We start from the raw sequence: 22,516 nt of genomic DNA, 5'->3' as shown, positions 1-22,516 counted from the left end.
TGTCTAATCCCGGACAATCGCGCCCTTCTTATGGCTGGGGCGTTGTCTGTAAGGTGTGTTTTGTCCGCCCCGGCCGCGTGGTAACGACCGGCTAGCGGAGATTCGACCGGATGAATGACCAGGCTAATAGCGTCGACGTACGTTTCGACGAGACACCCGCGACGCTCACTCGCTGGAACCGCCAAGACACCACCTGGATGCTGGGCCTGTTCGGCACAGCGATTGGCGCAGGAACACTGTTTTTACCGATCAACGCCGGGCTGGGCGGTTTCTGGCCGTTGTTGATTCTGGCGTTGCTGGCATTCCCGATGACCTTTTACGCCCACCGGGGCTTGACCCGCTTCGTCCTCTCCGGGCACGAAGGTTCTGACATCACTGACGTGGTCGAGGAACATTTCGGTCTCAAGGCCGGTGCAGTGATTACGCTGCTGTACTTTCTGGCCATCTTCCCCATTTTGCTCATCTACAGCGTGGCGCTGACCAACACGGTCGGCAGTTTCATGCTCAATCAACTGTCTATCACGCCGCCTCCACGGGCGATTCTGTCGCTGGTGCTGATCCTCGGGCTGCTGGTAGTGGTCCGTTGCGGCGAGCAAGTGATCGTCAAGGCCATGAGCATGATGGTCTATCCCTTCATCGTGGCGCTGCTGTTTTTGGCGGTGTTCCTGATCCCGCACTGGAACGGAGGCATTCTCGCCACGGCGAGCACTGTGCCGCAGCCTTCGGCGTTCCTGCACACGCTGTGGCTGGCGATTCCGGTGATGGTGTTTTCGTTTAACCATTCACCGATCATCTCGGCGTTTGCGGTCGACCAGAAGCGCCGCTACGGCGACAACGCCGATGCGCGCAGCTCGCAGATTCTGTCCCGTGCGCACCTGCTGATGGTGGTCATGGTGCTGTTCTTTGTCTTTAGTTGCGTGCTGACCCTGTCCCCGGCGCAACTGGCCGAAGCCAAGGCGCAAAACCTGTCGATCCTGTCGTACCTGGCCAATCACTTCAGCAACCCGACCATTGCGTTCGCTGCGCCGTTGATTGCGTTTGTGGCCATTGCCAAGTCGTTCCTCGGGCACTACATCGGTGCCAGTGAAGGCTTGAAAGGCCTGGTGCTGAAAACCGGCAAGCGTCCCGCGGCCAAAACCCTGGACCGCATGACCGCAGCGTTCATGCTGATCGTGTGCTGGGCGGTGGCGACCCTTAACCCGAGCATCCTGGGGATGATCGAAACCATGGGCGGCCCTGTGATCGCGGCCATCCTGTTCCTGATGCCGATGTATGCCATCCGCCGCGTGCCAGCCATGCGTCAGTACTCGGGCAAGATCTCCAACGTATTTGTGACTGTTATCGGTCTGGTGGCCATCTCCTCGCTGGTCTATTCCCTGGCGCAAACCTTCCTCGCCTGACGGGCGCTGTTGTCACTGCGCCGGTGTGCAGTGACACCCCCTCGTGCACCGCGACGGCGCCTTCAGTGCGCCGTCGATCCCCTCGGGGTCTCAATGCTTGAAAGAGCCTTGACCCGCATCAATATCTGACCTGCAAAAACGCCTAGGCTGAAACCTTTCATGCATCGGCAGGAGGTCCTGGATGAGCATTATCGTGACCGGGGCTGCGGGTTTTATCGGCAGCAACCTGGTAAAGGCACTCAATGATCGCGGCGAGCGCGACATTATTGCGGTAGACGACCTGACTGACGGCGACAAGTGCCGCAATCTGGCCGACTGTGATATTGCGGACTACTTCGACAAACGTGATTTCGTGCAACGATTTGCGGACCGCCAGTTGGGCGAGATCCGTGCCGTTTTGCATCAGGGCGCGTGCTCCAGCACCGTGGAAAATGACGGTCGTTTCATGATGGAGAACAACTACCGCTACAGCTGCGCGTTATTGCAGGCCTGTCAGGACCAGTCGATCCCGTTGATCTACGCGTCATCGGCGGCAGTCTATGGCGCCCATCGGGATTTTCGCGAAGTGCGCGACTGCGAGCGGCCACTGAATGTCTATGGGTGGTCCAAAAGCCTGTTTGACCAGAACGTGCGGCAGTTACTGCCCAAAGTCCGCAGTCAAGTGGTGGGGTTGCGGTACTTCAATGTCTACGGCCCCCGCGAGCAGCATAAAGGCCGCATGGCGTCGATGGTCTGGCATTGCTTCAATCAGTACCGCGAGCGGGGCTACGTCGAGTTGTTCGGCGAGTATGGTGACTACCCGGCAGGCGGCCATTTGCGTGACTTTGTGTCTGTGGACGATGTGGTCAAGGTCAATCTTCACTGGCTGGATAACCCGCATGTCAGCGGTATTTTCAATGTGGGCACAGGGCAGGCCAGGGCATTTAATGCGTTGGCGCTAGCAACCATTAATGGCGTACGGGCGGCACAAGACCGTCCACCGCTGACGTTGGAGACGGCGTTACTGGAAGGGGTGATTCATTACTGTGAATTCCCGGACAGCTTGAAGGGCAAATACCAGGTGTACACCTGCGCCGACCTGACTCAACTGCGTGAGGCGGGATACCGCGAGCCAATGCTGGGACTGGAGGAGGGCGTGGGCCGCTATGTTCAGGCATTGCTGACACCCTAGCGTCCGGTTGCCCCGGGCTGCGGAACAGCGACTGCATGCGCGTGCACCTAAGGTGCAGGGTCAGTCGTCGCTGCCGCACGCCGGGAGCGGGAGCAGCCGCGGGTTATTTACCCGACAACAGGGCTTCCAGTTTTTCCTGATCGCGGGCGAACTGACGGATGCCCTCGGCCAGTTTCTCGGTGGCCATGGCGTCTTCGTTGGATGCCCAGCGGAATTGCGCTTCGTTGAGGATCTGGCGCGGCTCGCCGGGGTTGCCAGGGCTCAGTTTGCGCTCCAGCGTGCCGTGTTCCTGGGCAAGCTTTTCAATCAGCTCAGGGCTGATGGTCAAACGGTCGCAACCGGCCAATTGTTCGATCTGGTTCAGGTTGCGGAAGCTGGCACCCATGACCACGGTGTCGTAATCATTGGCTTTGTAGTAGTTGTAGATGCGGGTCACGGACTGAACGCCCGGATCTTCGGCGCCGGTGTAGTCGATGCCGGTGGATTTTTTGTACCAGTCATAGATCCGGCCCACGAATGGTGAGATCAGAAACACCCCCGCGTCAGCACACGCTGCCGCCTGGGCGAACGAGAACAGCAGGGTCAGGTTGGTTTGGATCCCGGCTTTCTCCAGTTTTTCAGCGGCGCGGATGCCTTCCCATGTCGATGCCAGCTTGATCAGTACGCGGTCGCGGCTCACGCCGGCCTTGTCATACAGTTCGATCAACTGGTTGGCTTTTTGCAGCAGTGCAGGTTCATCGAATGACAGGCGGGCATCGACTTCAGTCGAAATACGGCCCGGAATCACTTTCAAGATACCGCTACCCACAGACACCGAAAACTGGTCGCAGGCCAGGCCGACATCACCCTTGGCGTAGCTGACGGCGTTTTGCAAGAGTTCGGCATAGCCCGGCATCGCGGCTGCTTTGAGCAGCAGGGACGGGTTGGTGGTGGCGTCTACGGGTTTAAGGCGGGTAATCGCGTCGAGGTCGCCGGTGTCTGCGACCACGGTGGTGAACTGCTTGAGTTGTTCCAGCTTGGAAGTCATGAGCGTGCTCTGTCCGAAAAAGTGTAATGGCTGTGCAGATTGAGTGCGTCGTCGATCAAAAGTTCGCAAAACATCAGGTCTGGCAGAATGCCGCCGATGACCCGGGTTATGCAACCGATGTCTGCGCTCAAGCGCCTTTACAGGTGTTCGCAACCCCCGTTTTAGAGCTTCATTGTGCCCCAGCCTGGTGGGCGTGCTGATTCGTCGCTGACCTGTACCGTCTGAATGGTTTTGCCTGTGGCCTGTTCGACCCGGCGCGCGACCTCCGGGTCGTCGGCGAACGGGATCAAGCTGGCGTCGTCGATATCACGCTCAGTCTGATGCTTCAGGCATCCGCTGATGGCGAAGTAAAGGCCGGTTACCGCCAGCATGTTCAGGGCTATTTCTATCATCGTCACCGCTCCGTGCTTGGTGCAGCGCACACCCGCAGGTGTGCGCTGCGTAGGTCAGGCGATTTGTGCCGAGAGCTCGGCTTTTTTGAAGTCAGGGACACGAACGGTGCGCCACACGTTGTAAGCCATCAGCAGCATGCCCGTAAGGAAGAATATTCCGCCCACCAGCCGCACCACGAAGCCCGGGTGGCTGGCTTGCAGCGACTCCACAAACGAGTAGGTCAAGGTGCCGTCATCGTTGATTGCCCGCCACATCAGCCCCTGGGTAATGCCGTTGACCCACATCGAGGCGATGTACAGCACGGTGCCGATGGTGGCCAGCCAGAAGTGCAGGTTGATCAGCGCCACGCTGTGCATCTGCTCGCGGCCGTAGAGTTTGGGGATCATGTGGTAGACCGCGCCAAAGGTGATCATTGCCACCCAGCCCAAGGCCCCGGCGTGCACGTGGCCGATGGTCCAGTCAGTGTAGTGAGAGAGGGCGTTGACGGTCTTGATCGCCATCATCGGCCCCTCAAACGTCGACATGCCGTAGAACGCCAGTGACAGCACCAGAAAACGCAGGATCGGGTCGGTGCGCAATTTATGCCAGGCACCCGACAAGGTCATCATGCCGTTGATCATGCCGCCCCAGCTCGGAGCCAGCAGAATAATCGACATCGCCATGCCCAGCGATTGAGCCCAGTCCGGCAGGGCGGTGTAGTGCAAGTGGTGTGGGCCCGCCCAGATATAAAGCGTAATCAGTGCCCAGAAATGCACGATAGACAGGCGATAAGAGTAGATAGGGCGCCCGACCTGTTTCGGAACGAAGTAGTACATCATCCCGAGGAACCCGGTTGTCAGGAAGAAGCCTACGGCGTTATGTCCATACCACCACTGCACCATGGCGTCTGTGGCACCGGCATACACGGGGTAAGACTTGAACCAGTCCACGGGGATGGCCAGGTGGTTGACCACGTGCAGCATGGCGATCACCAGGATGAAGGCGCCAAAGAACCAGTTGCCGACATAAATATGTTTGGTTTTGCGCTGCACTACCGTGGTGAAAAACACGATGGCGTAAGCCACCCACACCACCGTCATCCACACCGCGCCGGTGAACTCGATCTCGGCATACTCCTTGGTCGTGGTGTAACCCAGCGGCAGGGTGACCAGCATGATCACGATCACCGACTGCCAGCCCCAAAACGTGAAGGCCGCGAGTTTGTCGGAGAACAGCCGTACCTGACAGGTGCGCTGCACGGCGTAGTAGCTGGCGGCAAACTGCGCGCTGCCGGCAAAGCCGAAAATCACCAGGCTGGTGTGCAGCGGTCGCAAGCGGCCGAAAGTGGTCCAGGGCAGGTCGAGGTTCATGGCGGGCCAGGCCAGTTGCGACGCGATCCATACGCCCATGGCCATGCCGATGACGCCCCACACCACGGTCATGATGGTGAACTGGCGCACGACCTTATAGTTATAGGCCTGCCCGTTTAGTGCTGTGCTCATGCTCAAGTCTTCCACGGTTCAAAGTCCTGCCAGACCCCGTGGTCTGGCGCAGGGTGAACTGTAGGAACCCGACGCAGAACAAAACAGATCCAGAAAAAGTTAAATATTACGGATCAGATTAAAAGGCGTTTTATTGGGCTTGAGTGCGCATCTGATCTGTTTTTTTGCACTTGGCGGTTTTTATCCTGCGTCTGCGCTGTATTGACGCAGGCAAGGCCGTGGTAAGGTTTTTGGAGGCCTGATGACCGCTGTCATGCAAATACGTACGAATGAATGACGGTTTTGCGCGGGTTGGCTATACCTAAAACACCGTGCGCATGCGGTGGAGATTTCTACAGGAGTTTCACCATGAAATTCGGCTTAATGATCGGTACGTTGTGCCTTGCCTCAATCGGGCTGCTCGGTTGTTCAAGCAATGTGACCCAACCGGATGAGTACTCCGGTTTTTTGAAGGACTACAGTCGCCTCAAGCAAGCCAAATCGCCGTCGGGTGCGGACGTGATGCGTTGGGTTGATCCTCATTTGAAGGCGGGTCAGTACCGCAGCGTGTATATCGAGCCAAGCCAGTTCTACCCGGCCCCCAAGCCCAGTGCGAAGATCCCTCAAAGCACCCTCACGGCCATTACCCAGTATTACGATCAGGCACTCAAGCGTGAGCTGGGCAAGTCGTTGCCGCTGGCCAGCGCCCCAGGCCCGGGTGTGATTGTGGTACGTCCGGCGATTACCGCGGTCAGCAGCCAGACCCAAAGCCTTAAGCCCTACGAGTACATCCCGGTCGCGTTAGTCGCGGCAGCGGTGAGCACGGCCTCGGGTATTCGCGATCAAGAAACGGATCTGGCCACCGAGGCGGTCTTTATCGACGGCGGATCGCAAGCTGTGGTCGCACAGGTGGTGCGCAAAGGCACCGGCAAGCCGCTGGAAAACGACAGCCAGGTGATGAAGGCCGACGACGTGAAAAACGTCATTGATGGTTGGGCAGACGACCTGCACCAATCGTATTTGAAGCTTAAAAAGTAACGTACCTTGTCCAGAACGTGCGGCCAGGCCGGTGCTGAACGATGCACCTGAACCTGGCCGGGCTGTTTTGTAGGCAATTATGCGCAGACTATTAAGATTCGTCTTTTTGTGAAGTGCTGCATGACAATTTGCATGCAGGGCATAGGTCGAGGGTAGGTTTCGTGTTTAACTTCGGCCTCTCCAAAAACCGTCAAGAAGGACATCGTTCATGGCTCAAGTGACGCTTAAAGGCAATCCTGTTCAGGTTAACGGCGAGCTGCCAGCAGTAGGCTCCAAGGCACCGGCGTTTTCGCTGGTAGCGGGTAATTTGTCCGATGTAACGCTGGCAAGCTTTGCCGGCAAGCGCAAAGTGCTGAACATCTTCCCAAGCGTTGATACCCCAACCTGCGCGACCTCGGTGCGCACGTTCAACGCCAAGGCCAATGACATCGCTAACACGGTCGTGCTGTGCATCTCTGCCGACCTGCCCTTCGCGCAGGCGCGTTTCTGCGGCGCGGAAGGTCTGGAAAACGTTCAAAACCTGTCGACCCTGCGTGGCGCAGAGTTCATCCAGAACTACGGCGTGGCCATTGCTGACGGCCCGCTCAAAGGCCTGACGGCGCGTGCCGTTGTCGTGCTGGACGAAAACGACAACGTGCTGCACAGCGAGCTGGTTAAAGAAATCGCTGATGAGCCGAACTACGAAGCAGCCCTGGCTGTTCTGAAGTAAGTTCAAGCCTGCACGGCAAAAAACGGCCTGGCACTCGCTGCCAGGCCGTTTTTTTTGCGTCCCGCCAGGTGCCGTCACTCCCTGCAAGCCGTTCAATACGCAGCAGTTAACCCGTCCAGACGTCCCGCTTACGTAAATACCCGGTAAAGAACCTTTTCTTAACGGTCCACACTGCTTATCGTTCAGCCTTCCTGAATAGAAGCCCTCGCGCCCAATGGTTGATCATTCCATGCAATCCACTGTTTCACACAAATCCCGTCGTTGGCTGGTTGGCCTTTTGCTCGTGTTAATCGTCATCGGTCTGTGCTGGTGGCTGTGGCCGACTTCGTCGAAAAAAGAACAGGCTGCCCAGCCTGAGGGCCGTACCAGTAAGTCGGGGATGATGCGTCCGGGGTTTGGCGGTTCGACCCAACCTGTGCCGGTGCGGGTGTCTGACGTGAAGCGCGGGGATTTTCCGGTGTTCTACAAGGCGCTGGGCACCGTGACAGCACTCAATACCATCAATGTGCGCAGCCGCGTGGCGGGGGAACTGGTCAAGGTTTACTTCAAGGAAGGCCAGATGGTTAAAGCCGGCGAGTTACTGGCTGAAATCGATCCGCGCAGCTATCAAAACGCCTTGCTTCAGGCTGAAGGCACGCTGTTGCAGAACCAGGCCCAACTCAAGAATGCTCAGGTCGATGTGCAGCGCTATCGCGGCCTGTATGCCGAAGACAGTATCGCCAAGCAGACGCTGGACACGGCCGAAGCGCTGGTCAGCCAATATCAGGGCACGGTGAAAACCAATCAGGCAGCGGTCAACGATGCCAAGCTCAACCTCGAATTCACCAAGATCCGTGCCCCCATCAGCGGCCGCGTAGGCTTGCGTCAACTGGACGTCGGCAACCTGGTCGCGGCCAATGACACCACGGCCCTGGTGGTCATCACCCAGACCGAGCCCATCGTGGTCAGTTTCACCTTGCCCGAGAACGATCTGGCGCTGGTGATTGCGCGCTATCGCTCGGGTGCCAAGCTGCCGGTTCAGGCGTGGGACCGCGGGGATCGCAAAGAGCTGGCAGTGGGCGTGTTGAGCAGCATCGATAACCAGATTGATATCACCACCGGCACCTTGAAATTCAAGGCGCTGTTCGAAAACCGCGACCAGACGCTGTTCCCCAATCAGTTCGTGAACGTGCGCTTGCTGGCAGACACCTTGAAAGATGTGATCCTTGCCCCGTCGGCGGCTATCCAGTTCGGCACCAACGGCTCGTTCGTGTATGCGATGGACGGCGACAATAAGGTCAAGATTCGTAGCGTGAAAGTGGGCGCCACTGACGGTGATGTGACGGTGATCGAGGAGGGGCTTGAGCCCGGCGATCGCGTGGTGCTTGAGGGCACTGACCGCCTGCGCGATGGCGGGGCGGTAGAGGTGGTCAATGACAGCGCCGACGTACCCGCCACCCCGGCTTCGCACCTGCAAGGCGGTGCGGCGGCGGGTGACGCGGCAACGCCTGCTGCCGACGCTGCCAAGACCAAGGCCCACGAATGAATCTGTCGCGGCTGTTTATCCTGCGCCCGGTCGCAACCACGCTGTGCATGCTGGCCATCGTGTTGTCCGGGATCATCGCCTACCGCCTGTTGCCGGTATCGGCCTTGCCCCAGGTGGATTACCCGACCATCCGCGTCATGACGCTGTACCCCGGCGCCAGCCCGGATGTGATGACCAGTGCGGTGACGGCACCCCTGGAGCGTCAGTTCGGGCAGATGCCGGGGCTGACGCAAATGGCGTCCACCAGTTCTGGCGGCGCCTCGGTGCTGACGTTGCGGTTCAACCTCGACATCAACATGGACGTGGCCGAGCAGCAGGTGCAGGCCGCGATCAATGCCGCGAGCAACCTGTTGCCGAGCGATTTGCCAGCACCGCCGGTGTACAACAAGGTCAACCCGGCCGACACGCCGGTACTGACCTTGGCCATTACATCCAAAACCATGCTCTTGCCCAAGCTCAATGACCTGGTCGATACGCGCATGGCGCAAAAGATCGCCCAGATCAGCGGTGTGGGCATGGTCAGCATTGCGGGCGGTCAGCGTCAGGCAGTACGGATCAAGGTCAACCCCGAGGCGCTGGCGGCCAATGGCCTGAATCTGGCGGACGTGCGTTCGCTGATCGGTGCCTCCAACGTCAACCAACCCAAAGGCAACTTTGACGGCCCGACCCGTGTATCGATGCTGGATGCCAACGACCAGCTCAAAACACCGCAGGAGTACGCCGAGCTGATCCTCGCCTACAACAATGGCGCGCCTTTGCGACTCAAGGACGTGGCCGAGATTGTCGATGGTGCCGAAAACGAGCGCCTTGCGGCCTGGGCCAACGAGAACCAGGCGGTCCTGCTCAATATCCAGCGTCAGCCGGGCGCCAACGTCATTGAAGTGGTCGATCGCATCAAGGCCTTACTGCCCAGCATTACCGACAACTTGCCTGCGGGTATTGATGTCACGGTGTTGACCGACCGCACGCAAACCATTCGCGCTTCGGTGCGCGACGTGCAGCACGAACTGCTGATCGCCATTGCCCTGGTGGTGATGGTGACGTTCCTGTTTCTGCGGCGTGCCAGCGCTACACTCATTCCGTCGATTGCCGTGCCGCTGTCATTGATCGGCACCTTTGGCGTGATGTACCTGGCGGGGTTTTCCATCAACAACCTGACCTTGATGGCACTCACCATTGCCACCGGGTTCGTGGTGGACGATGCCATCGTCATGCTGGAAAACATCTCGCGTTACATCGAGGAAGGCGACAGCCCGATGCAGGCGGCGCTCAAGGGCGCCAAACAGATTGGCTTTACCCTGATTTCCCTGACGCTGTCGCTGATTGCCGTGTTGATTCCGTTGCTGTTCATGGCGGACGTGGTCGGGCGTCTGTTTCGCGAGTTCGCCATTACCCTGGCGGTGGCGATCCTGATCTCGCTGGTGGTGTCGTTGACCCTCACGCCGATGATGTGCGCCCGTTTGCTCAAACCTGAACCCAAGGAACAAGAGCAGGGCCGTTTCTACCGGGCCAGCGGCGCCACGATTGACTGGATGATTGCGCAATACGGCCGCATGTTGCAGTGGGTGCTCAAACACCAGCCGCTGACGTTACTGGTGGCCATCGGCACGCTGGCCCTGACCGTGTTCCTGTACCTGATCGTGCCCAAGGGCTTCTTCCCGGTGCAGGACACCGGGGTGATTCAGGGTATTTCCGAAGCGCCGCAGTCCATTTCGTTCAGCGCCATGAGCCAGCGTCAGCAGGCGTTGGGCGCCATCATCCTGCAGGACCCGGACGTAGAAAGCCTGTCGTCGTACATCGGTGTCGACGGCGATAACGCCACGCTGAACAGCGGCCGCATGCTGATCAACCTCAAGCCCCACAGCGAACGCAGCGACAGCGCCTCGGACGTGATTGCGCGCTTGCAGCCGCAAATCGACAAACTGGCGGGCATCCGGTTGTTCATGCAACCGGTGCAGGACTTGACCATTGAAGACCGGGTAAGCCGTACCCAGTATCAATTCAGCCTGTCATCCCCGGATGCCGAGTTGCTGAGCACCTGGAGCCAAAAGCTGGTTACCGCGCTGTCCAACCAGCCCCAATTGACCGACGTTGCCAGCGACCTGCAAGACAAAGGTTTGCAGGTGTACCTGGTGATTGACCGTGATGCCGCCTCGCGGCTCGGGGTGACGGTGGCCAACATTACTGATTCGCTGTATGACGCATTTGGCCAGCGGCAGATTTCCACCATCTACACCCAGGCCAGCCAATACCGTGTGGTCTTGCAAGCGCAGGACGGCGAGAAAATCGGCCCGCAGGCGTTGGACCAGATCCATGTCAAAACCACTGACGGCGGGCAAGTTCGCCTGTCGAGCCTGGCTAAAGTCGAAGAGCGTCAGGCGCAACTGGCGGTCTCGCATATCGGCCAGTTTCCGTCCGTTATGGTCTCCTTCAACCTTGCTCCCGGCGTGGCACTGGGGGAGGCGGTTGAGCTGATTGATCAGGTGCAGAAAGACATCGGCATGCCGGTGGGCGTCCAGACCCAGTTCCAGGGCGCAGCGCAAGCGTTTCAGGCCTCGTTGTCGAGCACCTTGCTGCTGATCTTGGCGGCGGTGGTGACCATGTACATCGTACTGGGTGTGCTCTACGAGAGTTACATTCACCCGATTACCATTCTGTCGACCTTGCCGTCGGCGGCGGTCGGCGCTTTGCTAGCGTTGATCCTCAGTGGCAATGACTTGGGAATGATCGCCATCATCGGCATCATCTTGCTGATCGGCATTGTGAAGAAAAACGCGATCATGATGATCGACTTTGCCCTCGACGCAGAGCGTAATCAGGGCATGGCCCCGGAGCAGGCGATTTATCAGGCGGCCTTGCTGCGTTTCAGGCCGATCCTGATGACCACGCTGGCGGCCCTTTTCGGTGCCGTGCCGTTGATGCTGGCCACTGGCTCGGGTGCGGAGTTGCGCCAGCCATTGGGCCTGGTGATGGTCGGCGGTTTGTTGGTGAGTCAGGTATTGACACTGTTCACCACGCCGGTGATTTACCTGTACTTCGACCGTCTGGGCCGCCGCTGGCGCGGTGACGCGGCCGAACCTGAGCAGGCGCCGCTATGAATTTGTCCGGCCCTTTCATCCGGCGGCCCGTCGCCACCATGCTGCTGAGTCTCGCCATCATGTTGCTGGGCGGGGTGAGTTTCGGGTTGTTGCCGGTTTCGCCACTGCCACAGATAGACTTCCCGGTGATTGTGGTGTCGGCCAGCTTGCCGGGTGCAAGCCCCGAGGTCATGGCGTCCACGGTGGCCACGCCGCTGGAGCGTTCTTTCGGCGCGATTGCCGGGGTTAACACCATGAGCAGCCGTTCGAGTCAGGGCTCGACACGGGTGATTCTGCAATTTGATCAGGACCGCGACATCAATGGCGCCGCCCGTGAAGTGCAAGCAGCGATCAACGCGTCACGCAACTTGTTACCCAGCGGCATGCGCAGTATGCCGACCTACAAAAAGGTCAACCCGTCGCAAGCCCCGATCATGGTGCTCTCGCTGACCTCGGATGTGCTGTCCAAGGGCGAGCTGTACGACCTGGCCTCAACCATCTTGTCGCAAAGCTTGTCGCAAGTTCCGGGGGTGGGCGAAGTGCAGATCGGCGGCAGTTCGCTGCCCGCCGTGCGTATCGAGCTGGAGCCGCAGTTGCTCAACCAGTACGGCGTGTCGCTGGACGAGGTGCGCAACACCATTGCCAACGCCAACGTGCGACGCCCCAAGGGCGCGGTGTCCGATGGTGAACGCAATTGGCAGATTCAGGCCAACGATCAACTGGAAAAGGCCAAGGATTACGAGCCGCTGATCATCCGCTATCAGGATGGCGCAGCGCTGCGCCTGAGCCATGTGGCCAAGGTTCAGGACAGTGTGGAAGACCGCTACAACAGTGGTTTCTTCAACAATGACGCGGCCGTGTTGCTGGTGGTCAATCGGCAAGCGGGCGCCAACATCATCGAGACCGTAAACGCGATCAAGGCCCAGTTGCCTGCGCTGCAAGCGGTGTTGCCGGCCAGCGTGAAGCTGAACCTGGCCATGGACCGCTCCCCGGTGATCAAGGCCACCTTGCATGAGGCGGAAATGACCTTGCTGATCGCCGTGGCGCTGGTGATTGTGGTGGTGTTTCTGTTTCTCGGCAATTTCCGCGCGTCACTGATTCCTACACTGGCTGTACCGGTTTCGCTGGTTGGCACCTTTGCCATCATGTACCTCTACGGGTTTTCGCTGAACAACCTGTCGCTGATGGCGCTGATTCTGGCCACCGGGTTGGTGGTGGACGATGCGATTGTGGTGCTGGAGAACATCTCGCGCCACATCGATGCCGGGATCGCGCCCATGAAGGCTGCGTACCTGGGAGCGAAGGAAGTCGGGTTCACATTGTTGTCGATGAACGTGTCGCTGGTGGCGGTGTTCCTGTCGATCCTGTTCATGGGCGGCATCATTGAAAGCCTGTTTCGCGAGTTTTCCATCACCCTGGCGGCCTCGATCGTGGTGTCGCTGGTGGTGTCGCTCACCCTGACCCCGATGCTCTGTGCCCGCTGGCTCAAGCCCCATGTGCCGGGCACTGAAAATGCCATGCAGCGCTGGAGCAACAGGCTCAACGAGCGCATGGTCAGCGGCTATGCCCGCAGTCTGGACTGGGTGCTGCGGCACAAGCGGCTGACGCTGTTCAGTTTGCTGGTCACCATTGGGGTGAACGTGGCGCTGTACGTGGTCGTGCCCAAAACCTTCATGCCGCAGCAGGACACCGGGCAGTTGATCGGATTCGTACGCGGGGATGACGGTCTGTCGTTCAGCGTGATGCAGCCAAAAATGGAGACCTTCCGTAAAGCCGTGCTGGCTGACCCGGCGGTTGAAAGCGTCGCGGGCTTTATCGGCGGCAACGGCGGCACCAACAACGCAATCATGATCGTGCGCCTCAAGCCGATTTCGGAGCGCAAGATTTCGGCGCAAAAGGTCATTGAGCGTCTGCGCGAAACCCTGCCTAAAGTCCCGGGTGGGCGACTGATGTTAATGGCGGATCAGGATTTGCAGTTTGGTGGCGGTCGCGAGCAAACCAGTTCGCAGTATTCGTACATCTTGCAAAGTGGCGACCTCAGTGAGCTGCGCACCTGGTACCCGAAAGTGGTTGAAGCCCTCAAGGCGCTGCCCGAACTGACTGCGATTGATGCCCGCGAAGGTCGCGGTGCGCAGCAAGTTACCCTGGTCGTCGACCGCGATCAGGCCAAGCGCCTCGGGGTGGACATGAACATGGTCACGGCCGTGCTCAATAACGCCTACAGCCAGCGTCAAATATCGACCATCTATGACAGCCTGAACCAATACCGGGTGGTCATGGAGGTCAATCCCAAATACGCCCGGGACCCGCAAACCCTGAATCAGGTGCAGGTCATCACGGCGGACGGGCAGCGCATTCCGCTGTCCACCATCGCTCATTATGAAAACAGCCTGCAAGACGACCGGGTGGAACACGAAGGGCAGTTTGCCTCTGAAACCATAGCCTTCGACCTGGCCAACGGCGTATCGCTGGAACAGGGCACGGCGGCCATCGAGCGGGCCATTGCCAAACTCGGTTTACCCGAAGACGTGATTGCCAAAATGGCCGGCACTGGCGATGCCTTCGCCGCCACGCAGAAGAGTCAGCCCTTCATGATTCTCGGCGCGTTGGTGGCGGTGTATCTGGTGCTGGGGATTTTGTACGAAAGCTACATTCACCCGCTGACCATTCTGTCGACGTTGCCCTCGGCCGGGGTGGGTGCGCTGTTGAGCATCTACATCACCGGCGGGGAATTCAGCCTGATATCGCTGTTGGGGCTGTTCTTGTTGATCGGCGTGGTCAAGAAAAACGCCATCCTGATGATCGACCTGGCGTTACAACTGGAGCGCCATTCGGGCATGAACCCGCAGGAGTCGATCCGCAGTGCGTGCCTGCAACGCTTGCGGCCGATTTTGATGACCACGCTTGCCGCGTTGCTGGGCGCCTTGCCGCTGATGCTCAGCCATGCAGAAGGCGCAGAAATGCGGCAGCCGCTGGGCCTGACCATTATCGGCGGCCTGATTTTCAGCCAGATTTTGACCCTTTACACCACTCCGGTGGTTTACCTCTATCTCGACCGTGCACGCCGTCGCTTCAATCAATGGCGCGGCGTGCGCACGGATGCAGCCCTGGAAACTCCGCTATGACGTCTCGTTTGCTTACCCTCGCTCCGGCCCTGTCGCCACAACGTTGGGCGCTGGCCCGTGGCTCGCGCCTGCTGGGGCTGGTGTTGTCCGGGCTGTTGCTCAGTGCCTGTGCCATAGGCCCGGACTATCAGCGACCCGAAGCGGCCACACCCGTGGCCTTTAAGGAAGCCGCGGGCTGGCGCCAGGCCAATCCCAGTGACGCACTGGAGAGGGGCGCTTGGTGGGAGTTATACGGCGATCCGCAGCTTAACGCGCTGGTGGAAACCCTGAACCGTTCCAACCAGAGCGTGGCGCAGTCCGAAGCGCAGTTCCGTCAGGCTCAAGCCCTGGTGCGCAGCGCGCGTGGTGCGTTCTTTCCCAGCGCCGACCTGAGTGTGGGCAAGACCCGTTCGAGCCAGGGCACCGGCAGTTCCAATTCCAGCCTGACCAGTTCCAGCAGCGGCATCCGCGACACCCTTAACGCGCAAGTCGGCGTGAGCTGGGAGGCTGACGTGTGGGGCAAACTGCGCCGCGGGCTGGAGGCCAACCAGGCCAGCGCCGAAGCCAGCCTGGCCGACCTGGCCGCCATGCGCCTGAGCCAACAGTCGGAACTGGTGCAGAACTACCTGCAATTGCGGGTAATCGACGAGCAAAAGCGTCTGCTTGAAGCCACGGTGCAGGCCTATGAGCGCTCACTGAAAATGAGCGAAAACCAATACCGGGCCGGGATCTCCGGGAAAGATGCGGTGGCGCAGGCGCAAACCCAGTTGCGCAATACCCAGGCCAACCTGATCGACCTGATCTGGCAACGGGCGCAGTTTGAAAACGCAATCGCTGTGCTGACCGGCCAACCGCCAGCCGGTTTCAAACTGGCTGAAATACAGAACGTGCCGGACTTGCCGCGCATTCCGCTGAGTCTGCCTTCGCAATTACTGGAGCGACGCCCTGACATCGCGTCGGCCGAGCGGGCGATCATCGCCGCCAACGCCAATATCGGAGTAGCCAAGGCTGCGTATTACCCGGATTTCAGCCTGAGCCTGCAAGGCGGGTACAGCAGCAGCACCTACGAAAACTGGATCAGCGTGCCCAACCGCTTCTGGTCGGTGGGGCCGAAAATTTCGTTGCCGTTATTCGATGGCGGCCAGCGATCCGCCGAGGTGGATCGCAATGAAGCGGTGTACGACCAGACGGTCGCCAAATACCGCCAGACCGTACTCGATGGTTTTCGCGAAGTGGAAAACTATCTGGTGCAACTAAAAGTGCTGGAGGACGAGGCGGTGGTGCAACGTCAGGCACTGGAGTCGGCCCGCGAGTCGTTGCGTTTGACCCGCAATCAGTACAAGGCCGGACTGATTGCCTATCTGGATGTGGTGGTGGTTCAGGCCACGGCCCTGAATGCGGAGCGCACCATGCTCACGCTGGAGCAGAATCGGTTGCTCGCCAGTGTGAAACTGATTGCCGCGCTGGGCGGTGGCTGGGACGGCAATACCGATCTGAGCGCCCGTGAAAAAGCTGACAGGCCGTAACGCCATTGGCTGCTAACGGTGAAACGTAAACCGGTCCTTGCCCGCGTTTTTTGATTCATACAGCGCCTTGTCGGCCTTGGCCAACGCCTGATTAAGGGTGTCCAGGTCCCCAACCCTGACCAGGCCGATGCTGACGGTCACAGGGTGTGCTGCCGGGTCGTTACGCACCCGGCTGCACAGCGCCGCCATCAACATTTCGACATCATCACGCCGCACACCGGACAAGTACACCGCGAATTCTTCGCCGCCCAACCGCGCATATTCATAGCCCTGCATGACGGTCTTGATACTGGCGGCGGTGCGCTTGAGCACCTCATCGCCGATGTCATGCCCGTACAGGTCATTCACTTTTTTGAAATTGTCGATGTCGATCATCGCCAGATAATGATCCTGTTCGCGCGGCGTATGGGTCAGTAATTCAGTGGCGCGGGTCATGAAGGAGCGTCGGTTGGGAATCTCGGTCAGGGTGTCGATATAGGCCTGGGTCAGCAACAGTTTGGACATCGTGTAGTTGTAGAGTTTGATACGTCGTAGCTTGAAAAAACTGTAGATGGTCAGGCCGCTGAGAAACACGTAGTAGCTCAGGATCAACGTGCCGCGCAGGTCAAAGAACTCGACGTCGGTCATCCAAAAAGGGTTGAGTACGACCCAGGTCACGCCCACGACCGAGAAAAATCCCCAACGGCTAAGCGGCAACACCGCAGCGTTGTAGAGCAGGCTGGAGGTGGCGAGGATCAGCCAGATGGGCTGCGCGTCACTGGGCAAGCCAAACACGATCAGGCGGATACCCGTGGTGATTACCAGCACATAAATCAGGTTAAGAACGTCGAAGTGACGGGCCTTGCGGATAAACCCGAGCACGATGGTCAAGACCACCATGGTGCCGAAAAAAGCATAGAGAGCGCGGTAAAGCCCTGAAGCCCCTTAAAGCTGACGATCAGATCAAACAGCAGCCAGATGACAATGCTGGAGATGTAGGTAAGACGGCAAAAGGTGCGTAGTTTTTCAAAGTCGTGTTGAGCGAATTCAGCTTGCAAGGCGGGCGGCGCGGCGTGCTTTGAGATTTCATTTTCCAGGGTCTTGAGCATTGCAAGCCTTGATCACGGTCGTTGAAGGGAGCGTTCAGCGGTCGTGGGTCCGAGTCATCAAGGGGGCCAAGACAACGCCTCCCGGACCACGCACCGATAACCCTAGCAGGAGTTGGAGGGTTAGCCGTGCGGATCGTTCAGGGGCAGGCCAAAGAAAGGCGCGTGCTCAATCGACGTGCGCAAGCACCTCGCCCACGCTGCGACGGCGGGCATAGTGTTCACTGGTACGGATCAGGGTTTCGAGGTCTTGCGGGGTGACGTCGATAAACGCGTCCATCTCGGCCAATGCCTGTTGCAGGTCCTTGGCGGTAATGCCCGGATCACCGTCGACAGGAGGGGCGATCACGTTGGGCGCCGGTTCGGCAGTTTTTTTCGGGTAGCGCACCCGGGTCAGGTTGTTGTAGGCCAGCGCCGCCAGCAGCATGCACACGGCACTGAGCATGACCGGGGCCAGCAGCTCCCAGCCCAGGCGGGCGCTGTCCGGGTCGGCCAGTACCACCAGCAAGGCCAGCGCACCGGCGGGCGGATGCAGGCAGCGCAACAGGCACATCACCACCAGCGCGAGGCCGACTGCCAGGCAAGCGCTGGTCAGGTCGCGGCCCAAATAATGTGCAACGAGCAAGGACACAACTGTGGCGCACAGGTAGCCGCCGAGTATGGACCAGGGCTGTGCCAGGGCGCCGGAAGAGACGGCAAACAACAGGATGGCGGAGGCACCCAGCGGTCCGATCAGGTGCAGGGCGACCGGCAGGCCGAAGAAACGGCTGCACAGCCAAACACTGAACAGGGTACCCAGGGAGACGCCAATGGCGGCGCGGCTCCATTCGATGGGGCGGGTATTTGTAGCCGCAGGCAAAAGGCGGCTGATCCAGCGGATTGGCATGGTGGAGAACGTCCGGGAGAGTCAGGCAGCAGGTCAAAAAAGGGCTTGGCGGGGGACCCGGCAAGCCCTTGAACTGTTCCTTCATGGGGGAAGGGACCGGCGTAGTCTGACCCGTGCCGATACAATCCGCAAATTCATAATAATGAGGGTTGAGTGCAATAGTTTTGATGTTTGGTTTAGCTGGCCAGGCCCGGTCGCGTCTCTGCCAGTTTGCCAAGCACCCGGTCATGAACGTCATTGCTCAACAATTGATGTTCCAGAAATTCATGAAGGTCGACGCTGGGGCTCATTGAACCTTTGAGTACAAGCAAAGCATCGCGAAGTTTAACCAACCTGCTTAGTTCAGGTGTGTGCATCATTTCTCGCCTGTCGGCCAATGGCCGGACGATTTCACGGGGGGGGCAGAGTGCATGGGCGGATTGCTCGGGCAGGTCACGGTCGTTGGCCAAAAAAACTTCACTCGTCATGTTGTACTCCATTTATCCAGGGACTTTGGGCGCGCTTCCTTGATGACAATTCAAGGGCCGCACACAGGTGTGCAATCCCTTGAAACAACAGGTCTGGGGTGGTGGGCTCAGCGAATCGGTTTAAGGGTGGGAACACATCGCGTGGCAGCAGCCAGCGGCAGATCTGGCAGCGATACAACGGGTGACACAAACGGCGTTTACACGGCCCGAGATCTTAGATCCAAAGGGGCGATTGTAAGGCCGCTTGCGAGGGACATGTTGTCAGGCAGTGAGTAGCTGACGATAAGATTTACGGAGAAAGTCGTAGGATCTTTCAAATATCGAAGAAAGGGTTTTCGGTTGCCCTTTACTGACGCTATTCGGTCCAAGGTTGGACACCTGTTGATGCAAAAGCCTTACAACACTAGTCGACCGCCCTCAGCCCTATTGGGTTACAGGCTTTTGCATCGGGATCGCATTAATCATCAAACCCGACCTGCTCATGGATCTCGTCAACCTTCAGTTCAAGGCGATACGCCACTGCAATGAACAATGCCTGACACAAGCACAACGTCGCGCTGAGCGAACGGAACGCAAAGGAACTGCCTTCATTGACCAGCAACACACTGTTGGCGCGCTTGGCCAGCGGTGACAGGTTGCTGTCGGTGATGATCAGGGTCTTGGCCTGATGCAGCTGGGCAATGCGCAGGCAATGCTGGGTCTCTTTGCCATAGGGAGTGAAGCTGATGGCAATTACCAGGTCGTTGGCGCGCACGCTGCGCATTTGCTCGCGGTAACTGCCACCCAGGCCTGAGACCAGATGAATGCGCTTGTTGGTGTGTTGCAGGTTGTAGACCAGGTAGTCAGCGACTGCGAAGGAACGTCGTACGCCGACCACGTAAATATTGTCGGCATTGACGACAAGGTCCACGGCTTTGTCGAAGGCCAGATCATCCAGTTCCAGCCCCAGGCGTTCGATGCCGGACAGCGTGGCATTGATGCACTCGCGCGCCAGATCGCCGCCGCTGGCTTTCTGCGACTTGTTGGCAATCATGTTGCGAATGCGTTGCTGGTAATTCTGCACCGGGGTGGTTTTGTGGGTGTACGCCTCGCGGAACAGGGCCTGCATTTCGCTGAAACCACTGAACCCGAAGCGTTGGGAAAACCGCACGATGGCCGACGGGTGCACGTCGCACTCGCGGGCGATATCGCTGATGCGATCCACCATGATGCGGTCACTTTGCTGGCTCATGTAGCTGGCGATCCGCTTGAGCTGGCGCGGCAGGCTTTCGTATTCCTCGGTAATGAGTTGCAACAGGCGCTCGGCACTCACCGGCGGGCTGGTCAATGCGCGCTCTGGCGTTGGCTCGACGGATGCCGGCTGATCGGTGGATGACATAGAGGTGTCCTTATCAATGGCGCTGGGTGGTCACGGGGGCAGGTTTTTTAGCTGCGCAGTCTACAGGGTAGGTGCAAATAAAATCCTGACCAGCCGATCAATCCAGCGTGGGCTGAATCGATGCACGCGGGAAAATCATCGCGGCGCATGCAATATGGAACAAAAATTCTACATTAAAAAATTATGGAATAAATATTGTTTATTGCGCCGTGACGTTTTAGTCTTCATCCCACTTACAGCGCTTGGGCCCTGACGGGTGCCACGTGCAGGCTGATAAAAATAACAGGAGCCACCATGGGACAGACTCGTTTTGCCGCAGGCCGTGATTTGGATGTGATCTGCCTGGGCCGTTTGGGCGTCGACCTTTACTCGCAACAAGTCGGGGCGCGGCTGGAAGATGTCAGCAGCTTTGCCAAATACCTCGGCGGCTCTTCGGCCAACATTGCGTTCGGTACGGCACGGCTGGGCTTGCGTTCGGCCATGCTGAGCCGCGTCGGGGACGATCATATGGGGCGTTTCCTGCTGGAGTCGCTGGCCCGTGAAGGCTGTGACGTCAGCGGCATCACGGTTGACCCGCAGCGTCTGACGGCGCTGGTATTGCTGGGCCTGAAAGACCGCGAAACCTTTCCCCTGGTGTTCTACCGCGAAAACTGCGCCGACATGGCACTGCGCGCCGACGACATCGACCCGGCCTTTATTGCCTCAAGCAAAGCGCTGCTGATTACCGGGACCCATTTTTCTACCGAGGGCGTGTATCAGGCCAGCATTCAGGCCCTGGATTACGCCGCGCAGCACAACGTCAAACGGGTGCTGGACATCGACTATCGCCCGGTGTTGTGGGGGCTGGCCGGCAAGGCTGACGGGGAAACGCGCTTTGTCGCTGACGAGAAAGTCAGCGCCCACGTGCAATCGATCCTGCCGCGTTTCGACCTGATTGTCGGCACCGAAGAAGAATTTTTGATCGCGGGGGGCGGCACGGATTTGCTGGCGGCCTTGCGTAAGGTGCGTTCGCTGACCGACGCCACGTTGGTGGTCAAGCTGGGGCCGCAAGGTTGCACGGTGATTCATGGCCAGATCCCGGCCCGCCTGGAAGACGGCGCCATTTACCCCGGTGTGCGCGTTGAAGTCCTCAACGTACTCGGGGCAGGGGATGCCTTCATGTCGGGCTTTCTCAGTGGTTGGCTGGAAGACGCCAGTGACGAGCGTTGCTGCCAGTTAGCCAATGCCTGCGGAGGCCTGGTGGTGTCACGGCATGCTTGCGCGCCCGCCATGCCCACCCGGGCTGAACTCGACTACCTGTTTAACAGCCCGGTGCCCATCACCCGGCCGGATCAGGACACTGCGCTGCAACGTCTGCATCAAGTCAGCGTCCCTCGCAAGCAATGGAAACAGCTGTTTGTGTTTGCCTTCGATCATCGCTGGCAACTGCTGGAAATAGCGCAGCAGTACGGCCGTGACCCGAACAGCATATGCGCCTTGAAGCAGCTGTTCATCCAGGCGGTCGAGCGTGTTGAAACCGATTTGCGGCGCCAGGGCATCGAAGCCGATGTGGGCCTGCTGGCCGATCAACGGTTTGGCCAGGACGCGTTGAATGCCGCCAGCGGCCGTGGCTGGTGGATTGCCCGTCCGGTGGAGGTGCAGGGTTCGCGACCGCTGGCCTTTGAACACGGGCGCTCCATTGGCAGCAACCTCATCGCCTGGCCGCACGAACAAATCATCAAATGCCTGGTGCAGTTCCATCCGGACGATGAGCCTTTGCTGCGGCTGGAACAGGAAGCGCAAATCAAGGGGTTGTATCAGGCTTCGCTGGCCAGCGGCCATGAGCTGCTGCTGGAAATCATCCCGCCCAAGGATCACCCTTCGACCCACCCGGATGTGCTCTACCGCGCCATCAAGCGCTTGTACAACCTGGGCATTTACCCGGCGTGGTGGAAAATTGAAGCCCAACCGGCCGAGGTCTGGCTGCAACTGGATGCTTTGATCCAAGCGCGTGATCCGTATTGCCGCGGTGTTGTGCTTCTGGGCCTGAACGCGCCTGCCAGTGCGCTGGCCGAAGGCTTTCGCCAGGCATCCCGGAGCACCACGTGCCGTGGTTTCGCGGTGGGGCGCACGATTTTCCAGGAACCGGGCCGCGCCTGGCTGGCCGGTGAAATCGACGACGCGACGCTGATCGAGCAGGTACAGGGCACTTTTGTGCAACTGATCGACGCGTGGCGAACGGCCCGCAGCTGATCCTGCCGCGACGCCCCGCAAACCTTCCAAAACAATAA

At 59.1% G+C, this 22,516-nt stretch carries 15 protein-coding genes and 1 pseudogene; 9 read left to right on the top strand and 7 right to left on the bottom strand.

The window, feature by feature from the left end:
• The first annotated feature begins 110 nt into the window (after positions 1 to 110).
• Positions 111 to 1,400, top strand: a complete 1,290-nt coding sequence (locus HBN61_RS10880) for a serine/threonine transporter (protein WP_170046755.1) — start codon at positions 111 to 113, stop codon at positions 1,398 to 1,400.
• Positions 1,401 to 1,581: 181 nt separating this feature from the next.
• Complete coding sequence (gene rfaD / locus HBN61_RS10875) at positions 1,582 to 2,571, top strand: ADP-glyceromanno-heptose 6-epimerase (protein WP_170046754.1); 990 nt, start codon at positions 1,582 to 1,584, stop codon at positions 2,569 to 2,571.
• 103 nt (positions 2,572 to 2,674) lie between these two features.
• On the opposite strand, the gene tal is transcribed toward rfaD, so the two are convergent.
• The 3 genes from tal to ccoN form a co-directional block, all read right to left on the bottom strand.
• Positions 2,675 to 3,598: a transaldolase gene (gene tal / locus HBN61_RS10870; RefSeq protein WP_094993347.1), complete on the bottom strand. Its 924-nt coding sequence runs from the start codon at positions 3,596 to 3,598 to the stop codon at positions 2,675 to 2,677.
• A 161-nt stretch (positions 3,599 to 3,759) separates the two neighbouring features.
• Positions 3,760 to 3,990, bottom strand: coding sequence for a hypothetical protein (locus HBN61_RS10865; protein ID WP_169965658.1), 231 nt, complete (start codon positions 3,988 to 3,990; stop codon positions 3,760 to 3,762).
• A gap of 54 nt (positions 3,991 to 4,044) precedes the next feature.
• Positions 4,045 to 5,472: a cytochrome-c oxidase, cbb3-type subunit I gene (gene ccoN / locus HBN61_RS10860; RefSeq protein ID WP_048376191.1), complete on the bottom strand. Its 1,428-nt coding sequence runs from the start codon at positions 5,470 to 5,472 to the stop codon at positions 4,045 to 4,047.
• 348 nt (positions 5,473 to 5,820) lie between these two features.
• Here ccoN and HBN61_RS10855 point away from each other — a divergent pair, with 348 nt between their 5' ends.
• The 6 genes from HBN61_RS10855 (at position 5,821) to HBN61_RS10830 (ending at position 16,430) form a co-directional block, all read left to right on the top strand.
• Positions 5,821 to 6,489, top strand: a complete 669-nt coding sequence (locus HBN61_RS10855; RefSeq protein ID WP_169965656.1) for a DUF3313 domain-containing protein — start codon at positions 5,821 to 5,823, stop codon at positions 6,487 to 6,489.
• A gap of 208 nt (positions 6,490 to 6,697) precedes the next feature.
• A complete protein-coding gene (gene tpx, locus HBN61_RS10850) occupies positions 6,698 to 7,198 on the top strand; it encodes a thiol peroxidase (RefSeq protein WP_169965653.1) in 501 nt (166 codons plus the stop codon).
• Between the two features lie 214 nt (positions 7,199 to 7,412).
• Positions 7,413 to 8,723, top strand: coding sequence for an MdtA/MuxA family multidrug efflux RND transporter periplasmic adaptor subunit (locus HBN61_RS10845; RefSeq protein WP_169965651.1), 1,311 nt, complete (start codon positions 7,413 to 7,415; stop codon positions 8,721 to 8,723).
• On the top strand, positions 8,720 to 11,821 hold the full coding sequence (locus HBN61_RS10840; RefSeq protein WP_170046753.1) for an MdtB/MuxB family multidrug efflux RND transporter permease subunit: 3,102 nt from the start codon (positions 8,720 to 8,722) through the stop codon (positions 11,819 to 11,821). Before HBN61_RS10845 ends, HBN61_RS10840 begins: the two co-directional genes overlap by 4 nt.
• Positions 11,818 to 14,925 (top strand): efflux RND transporter permease subunit, encoded by a 3,108-nt coding sequence (locus tag HBN61_RS10835; protein ID WP_094993353.1) that lies wholly within the window; start codon positions 11,818 to 11,820, stop codon positions 14,923 to 14,925. The genes HBN61_RS10840 and HBN61_RS10835 overlap by 4 nt, the downstream gene beginning before the upstream one ends.
• Positions 14,922 to 16,430 (top strand): efflux transporter outer membrane subunit, encoded by a 1,509-nt coding sequence (locus tag HBN61_RS10830; RefSeq protein ID WP_170046752.1) that lies wholly within the window; start codon positions 14,922 to 14,924, stop codon positions 16,428 to 16,430. Before HBN61_RS10835 ends, HBN61_RS10830 begins: the two co-directional genes overlap by 4 nt.
• 12 nt (positions 16,431 to 16,442) lie before the next feature.
• On the opposite strand, the pseudogene HBN61_RS10825 reads toward HBN61_RS10830, so the two are convergent.
• From HBN61_RS10825 to HBN61_RS10810, 4 genes and pseudogenes are all read right to left on the bottom strand, one after another.
• Positions 16,443 to 17,518: pseudogene (locus HBN61_RS10825) on the bottom strand (GGDEF domain-containing protein).
• A gap of 166 nt (positions 17,519 to 17,684) precedes the next feature.
• Entirely contained in the window at positions 17,685 to 18,401 is a 717-nt protein-coding gene (locus HBN61_RS10820; RefSeq protein WP_094993355.1) for an HPP family protein, read from the bottom strand.
• A gap of 176 nt (positions 18,402 to 18,577) precedes the next feature.
• The gene (locus HBN61_RS10815; RefSeq protein ID WP_169965626.1) at positions 18,578 to 18,868 is read right to left on the bottom strand and encodes a hypothetical protein; all 291 of its coding nucleotides are present in this window, start codon (positions 18,866 to 18,868) and stop codon (positions 18,578 to 18,580) included.
• Positions 18,869 to 19,325: 457 nt separating this feature from the next.
• The gene (locus HBN61_RS10810; RefSeq protein ID WP_094993357.1) at positions 19,326 to 20,246 is read right to left on the bottom strand and encodes a MurR/RpiR family transcriptional regulator; all 921 of its coding nucleotides are present in this window, start codon (positions 20,244 to 20,246) and stop codon (positions 19,326 to 19,328) included.
• Positions 20,247 to 20,540: 294 nt separating this feature from the next.
• Here HBN61_RS10810 and HBN61_RS10805 point away from each other — a divergent pair, with 294 nt between their 5' ends.
• Positions 20,541 to 22,478, top strand: coding sequence for a bifunctional 5-dehydro-2-deoxygluconokinase/5-dehydro-2-deoxyphosphogluconate aldolase (locus HBN61_RS10805; protein ID WP_170046751.1), 1,938 nt, complete (start codon positions 20,541 to 20,543; stop codon positions 22,476 to 22,478).
• Positions 22,479 to 22,516 lie beyond the last annotated feature (38 nt).

This window comes from Pseudomonas sp. WS 5071 (genome assembly GCF_012985765.1).
Taxonomy (GTDB): Bacteria; Pseudomonadota; Gammaproteobacteria; order Pseudomonadales; family Pseudomonadaceae; genus Aquipseudomonas; species Aquipseudomonas lundensis_A.
The sequence above is the reverse complement of the archived record's forward strand: the minus strand, read 5'-3'. Positions and strand labels throughout refer to the sequence as shown.

Coding starts and splice junctions, on each gene's coding strand:
- HBN61_RS10880 (WP_170046755.1), top strand. CDS start 111: ATGAATGACCAGGCTAATAGCGTCGACGTACGTTTCGACGAGACACCC.
- rfaD (WP_170046754.1), top strand. CDS start 1,582: ATGAGCATTATCGTGACCGGGGCTGCGGGTTTTATCGGCAGCAACCTG.
- tal (WP_094993347.1), bottom strand. CDS start 3,598: ATGACTTCCAAGCTGGAACAACTCAAGCAGTTCACCACCGTGGTCGCA.
- HBN61_RS10865 (WP_169965658.1), bottom strand. CDS start 3,990: ATGATAGAAATAGCCCTGAACATGCTGGCGGTAACCGGCCTTTACTTC.
- ccoN (WP_048376191.1), bottom strand. CDS start 5,472: ATGAGCACAGCACTAAACGGGCAGGCCTATAACTATAAGGTCGTGCGC.
- HBN61_RS10855 (WP_169965656.1), top strand. CDS start 5,821: ATGAAATTCGGCTTAATGATCGGTACGTTGTGCCTTGCCTCAATCGGG.
- tpx (WP_169965653.1), top strand. CDS start 6,698: ATGGCTCAAGTGACGCTTAAAGGCAATCCTGTTCAGGTTAACGGCGAG.
- HBN61_RS10845 (WP_169965651.1), top strand. CDS start 7,413: ATGGTTGATCATTCCATGCAATCCACTGTTTCACACAAATCCCGTCGT.
- HBN61_RS10840 (WP_170046753.1), top strand. CDS start 8,720: ATGAATCTGTCGCGGCTGTTTATCCTGCGCCCGGTCGCAACCACGCTG.
- HBN61_RS10835 (WP_094993353.1), top strand. CDS start 11,818: ATGAATTTGTCCGGCCCTTTCATCCGGCGGCCCGTCGCCACCATGCTG.
- HBN61_RS10830 (WP_170046752.1), top strand. CDS start 14,922: ATGACGTCTCGTTTGCTTACCCTCGCTCCGGCCCTGTCGCCACAACGT.
- HBN61_RS10820 (WP_094993355.1), bottom strand. CDS start 18,401: ATGCCAATCCGCTGGATCAGCCGCCTTTTGCCTGCGGCTACAAATACC.
- HBN61_RS10815 (WP_169965626.1), bottom strand. CDS start 18,868: ATGACGAGTGAAGTTTTTTTGGCCAACGACCGTGACCTGCCCGAGCAA.
- HBN61_RS10810 (WP_094993357.1), bottom strand. CDS start 20,246: ATGTCATCCACCGATCAGCCGGCATCCGTCGAGCCAACGCCAGAGCGC.
- HBN61_RS10805 (WP_170046751.1), top strand. CDS start 20,541: ATGGGACAGACTCGTTTTGCCGCAGGCCGTGATTTGGATGTGATCTGC.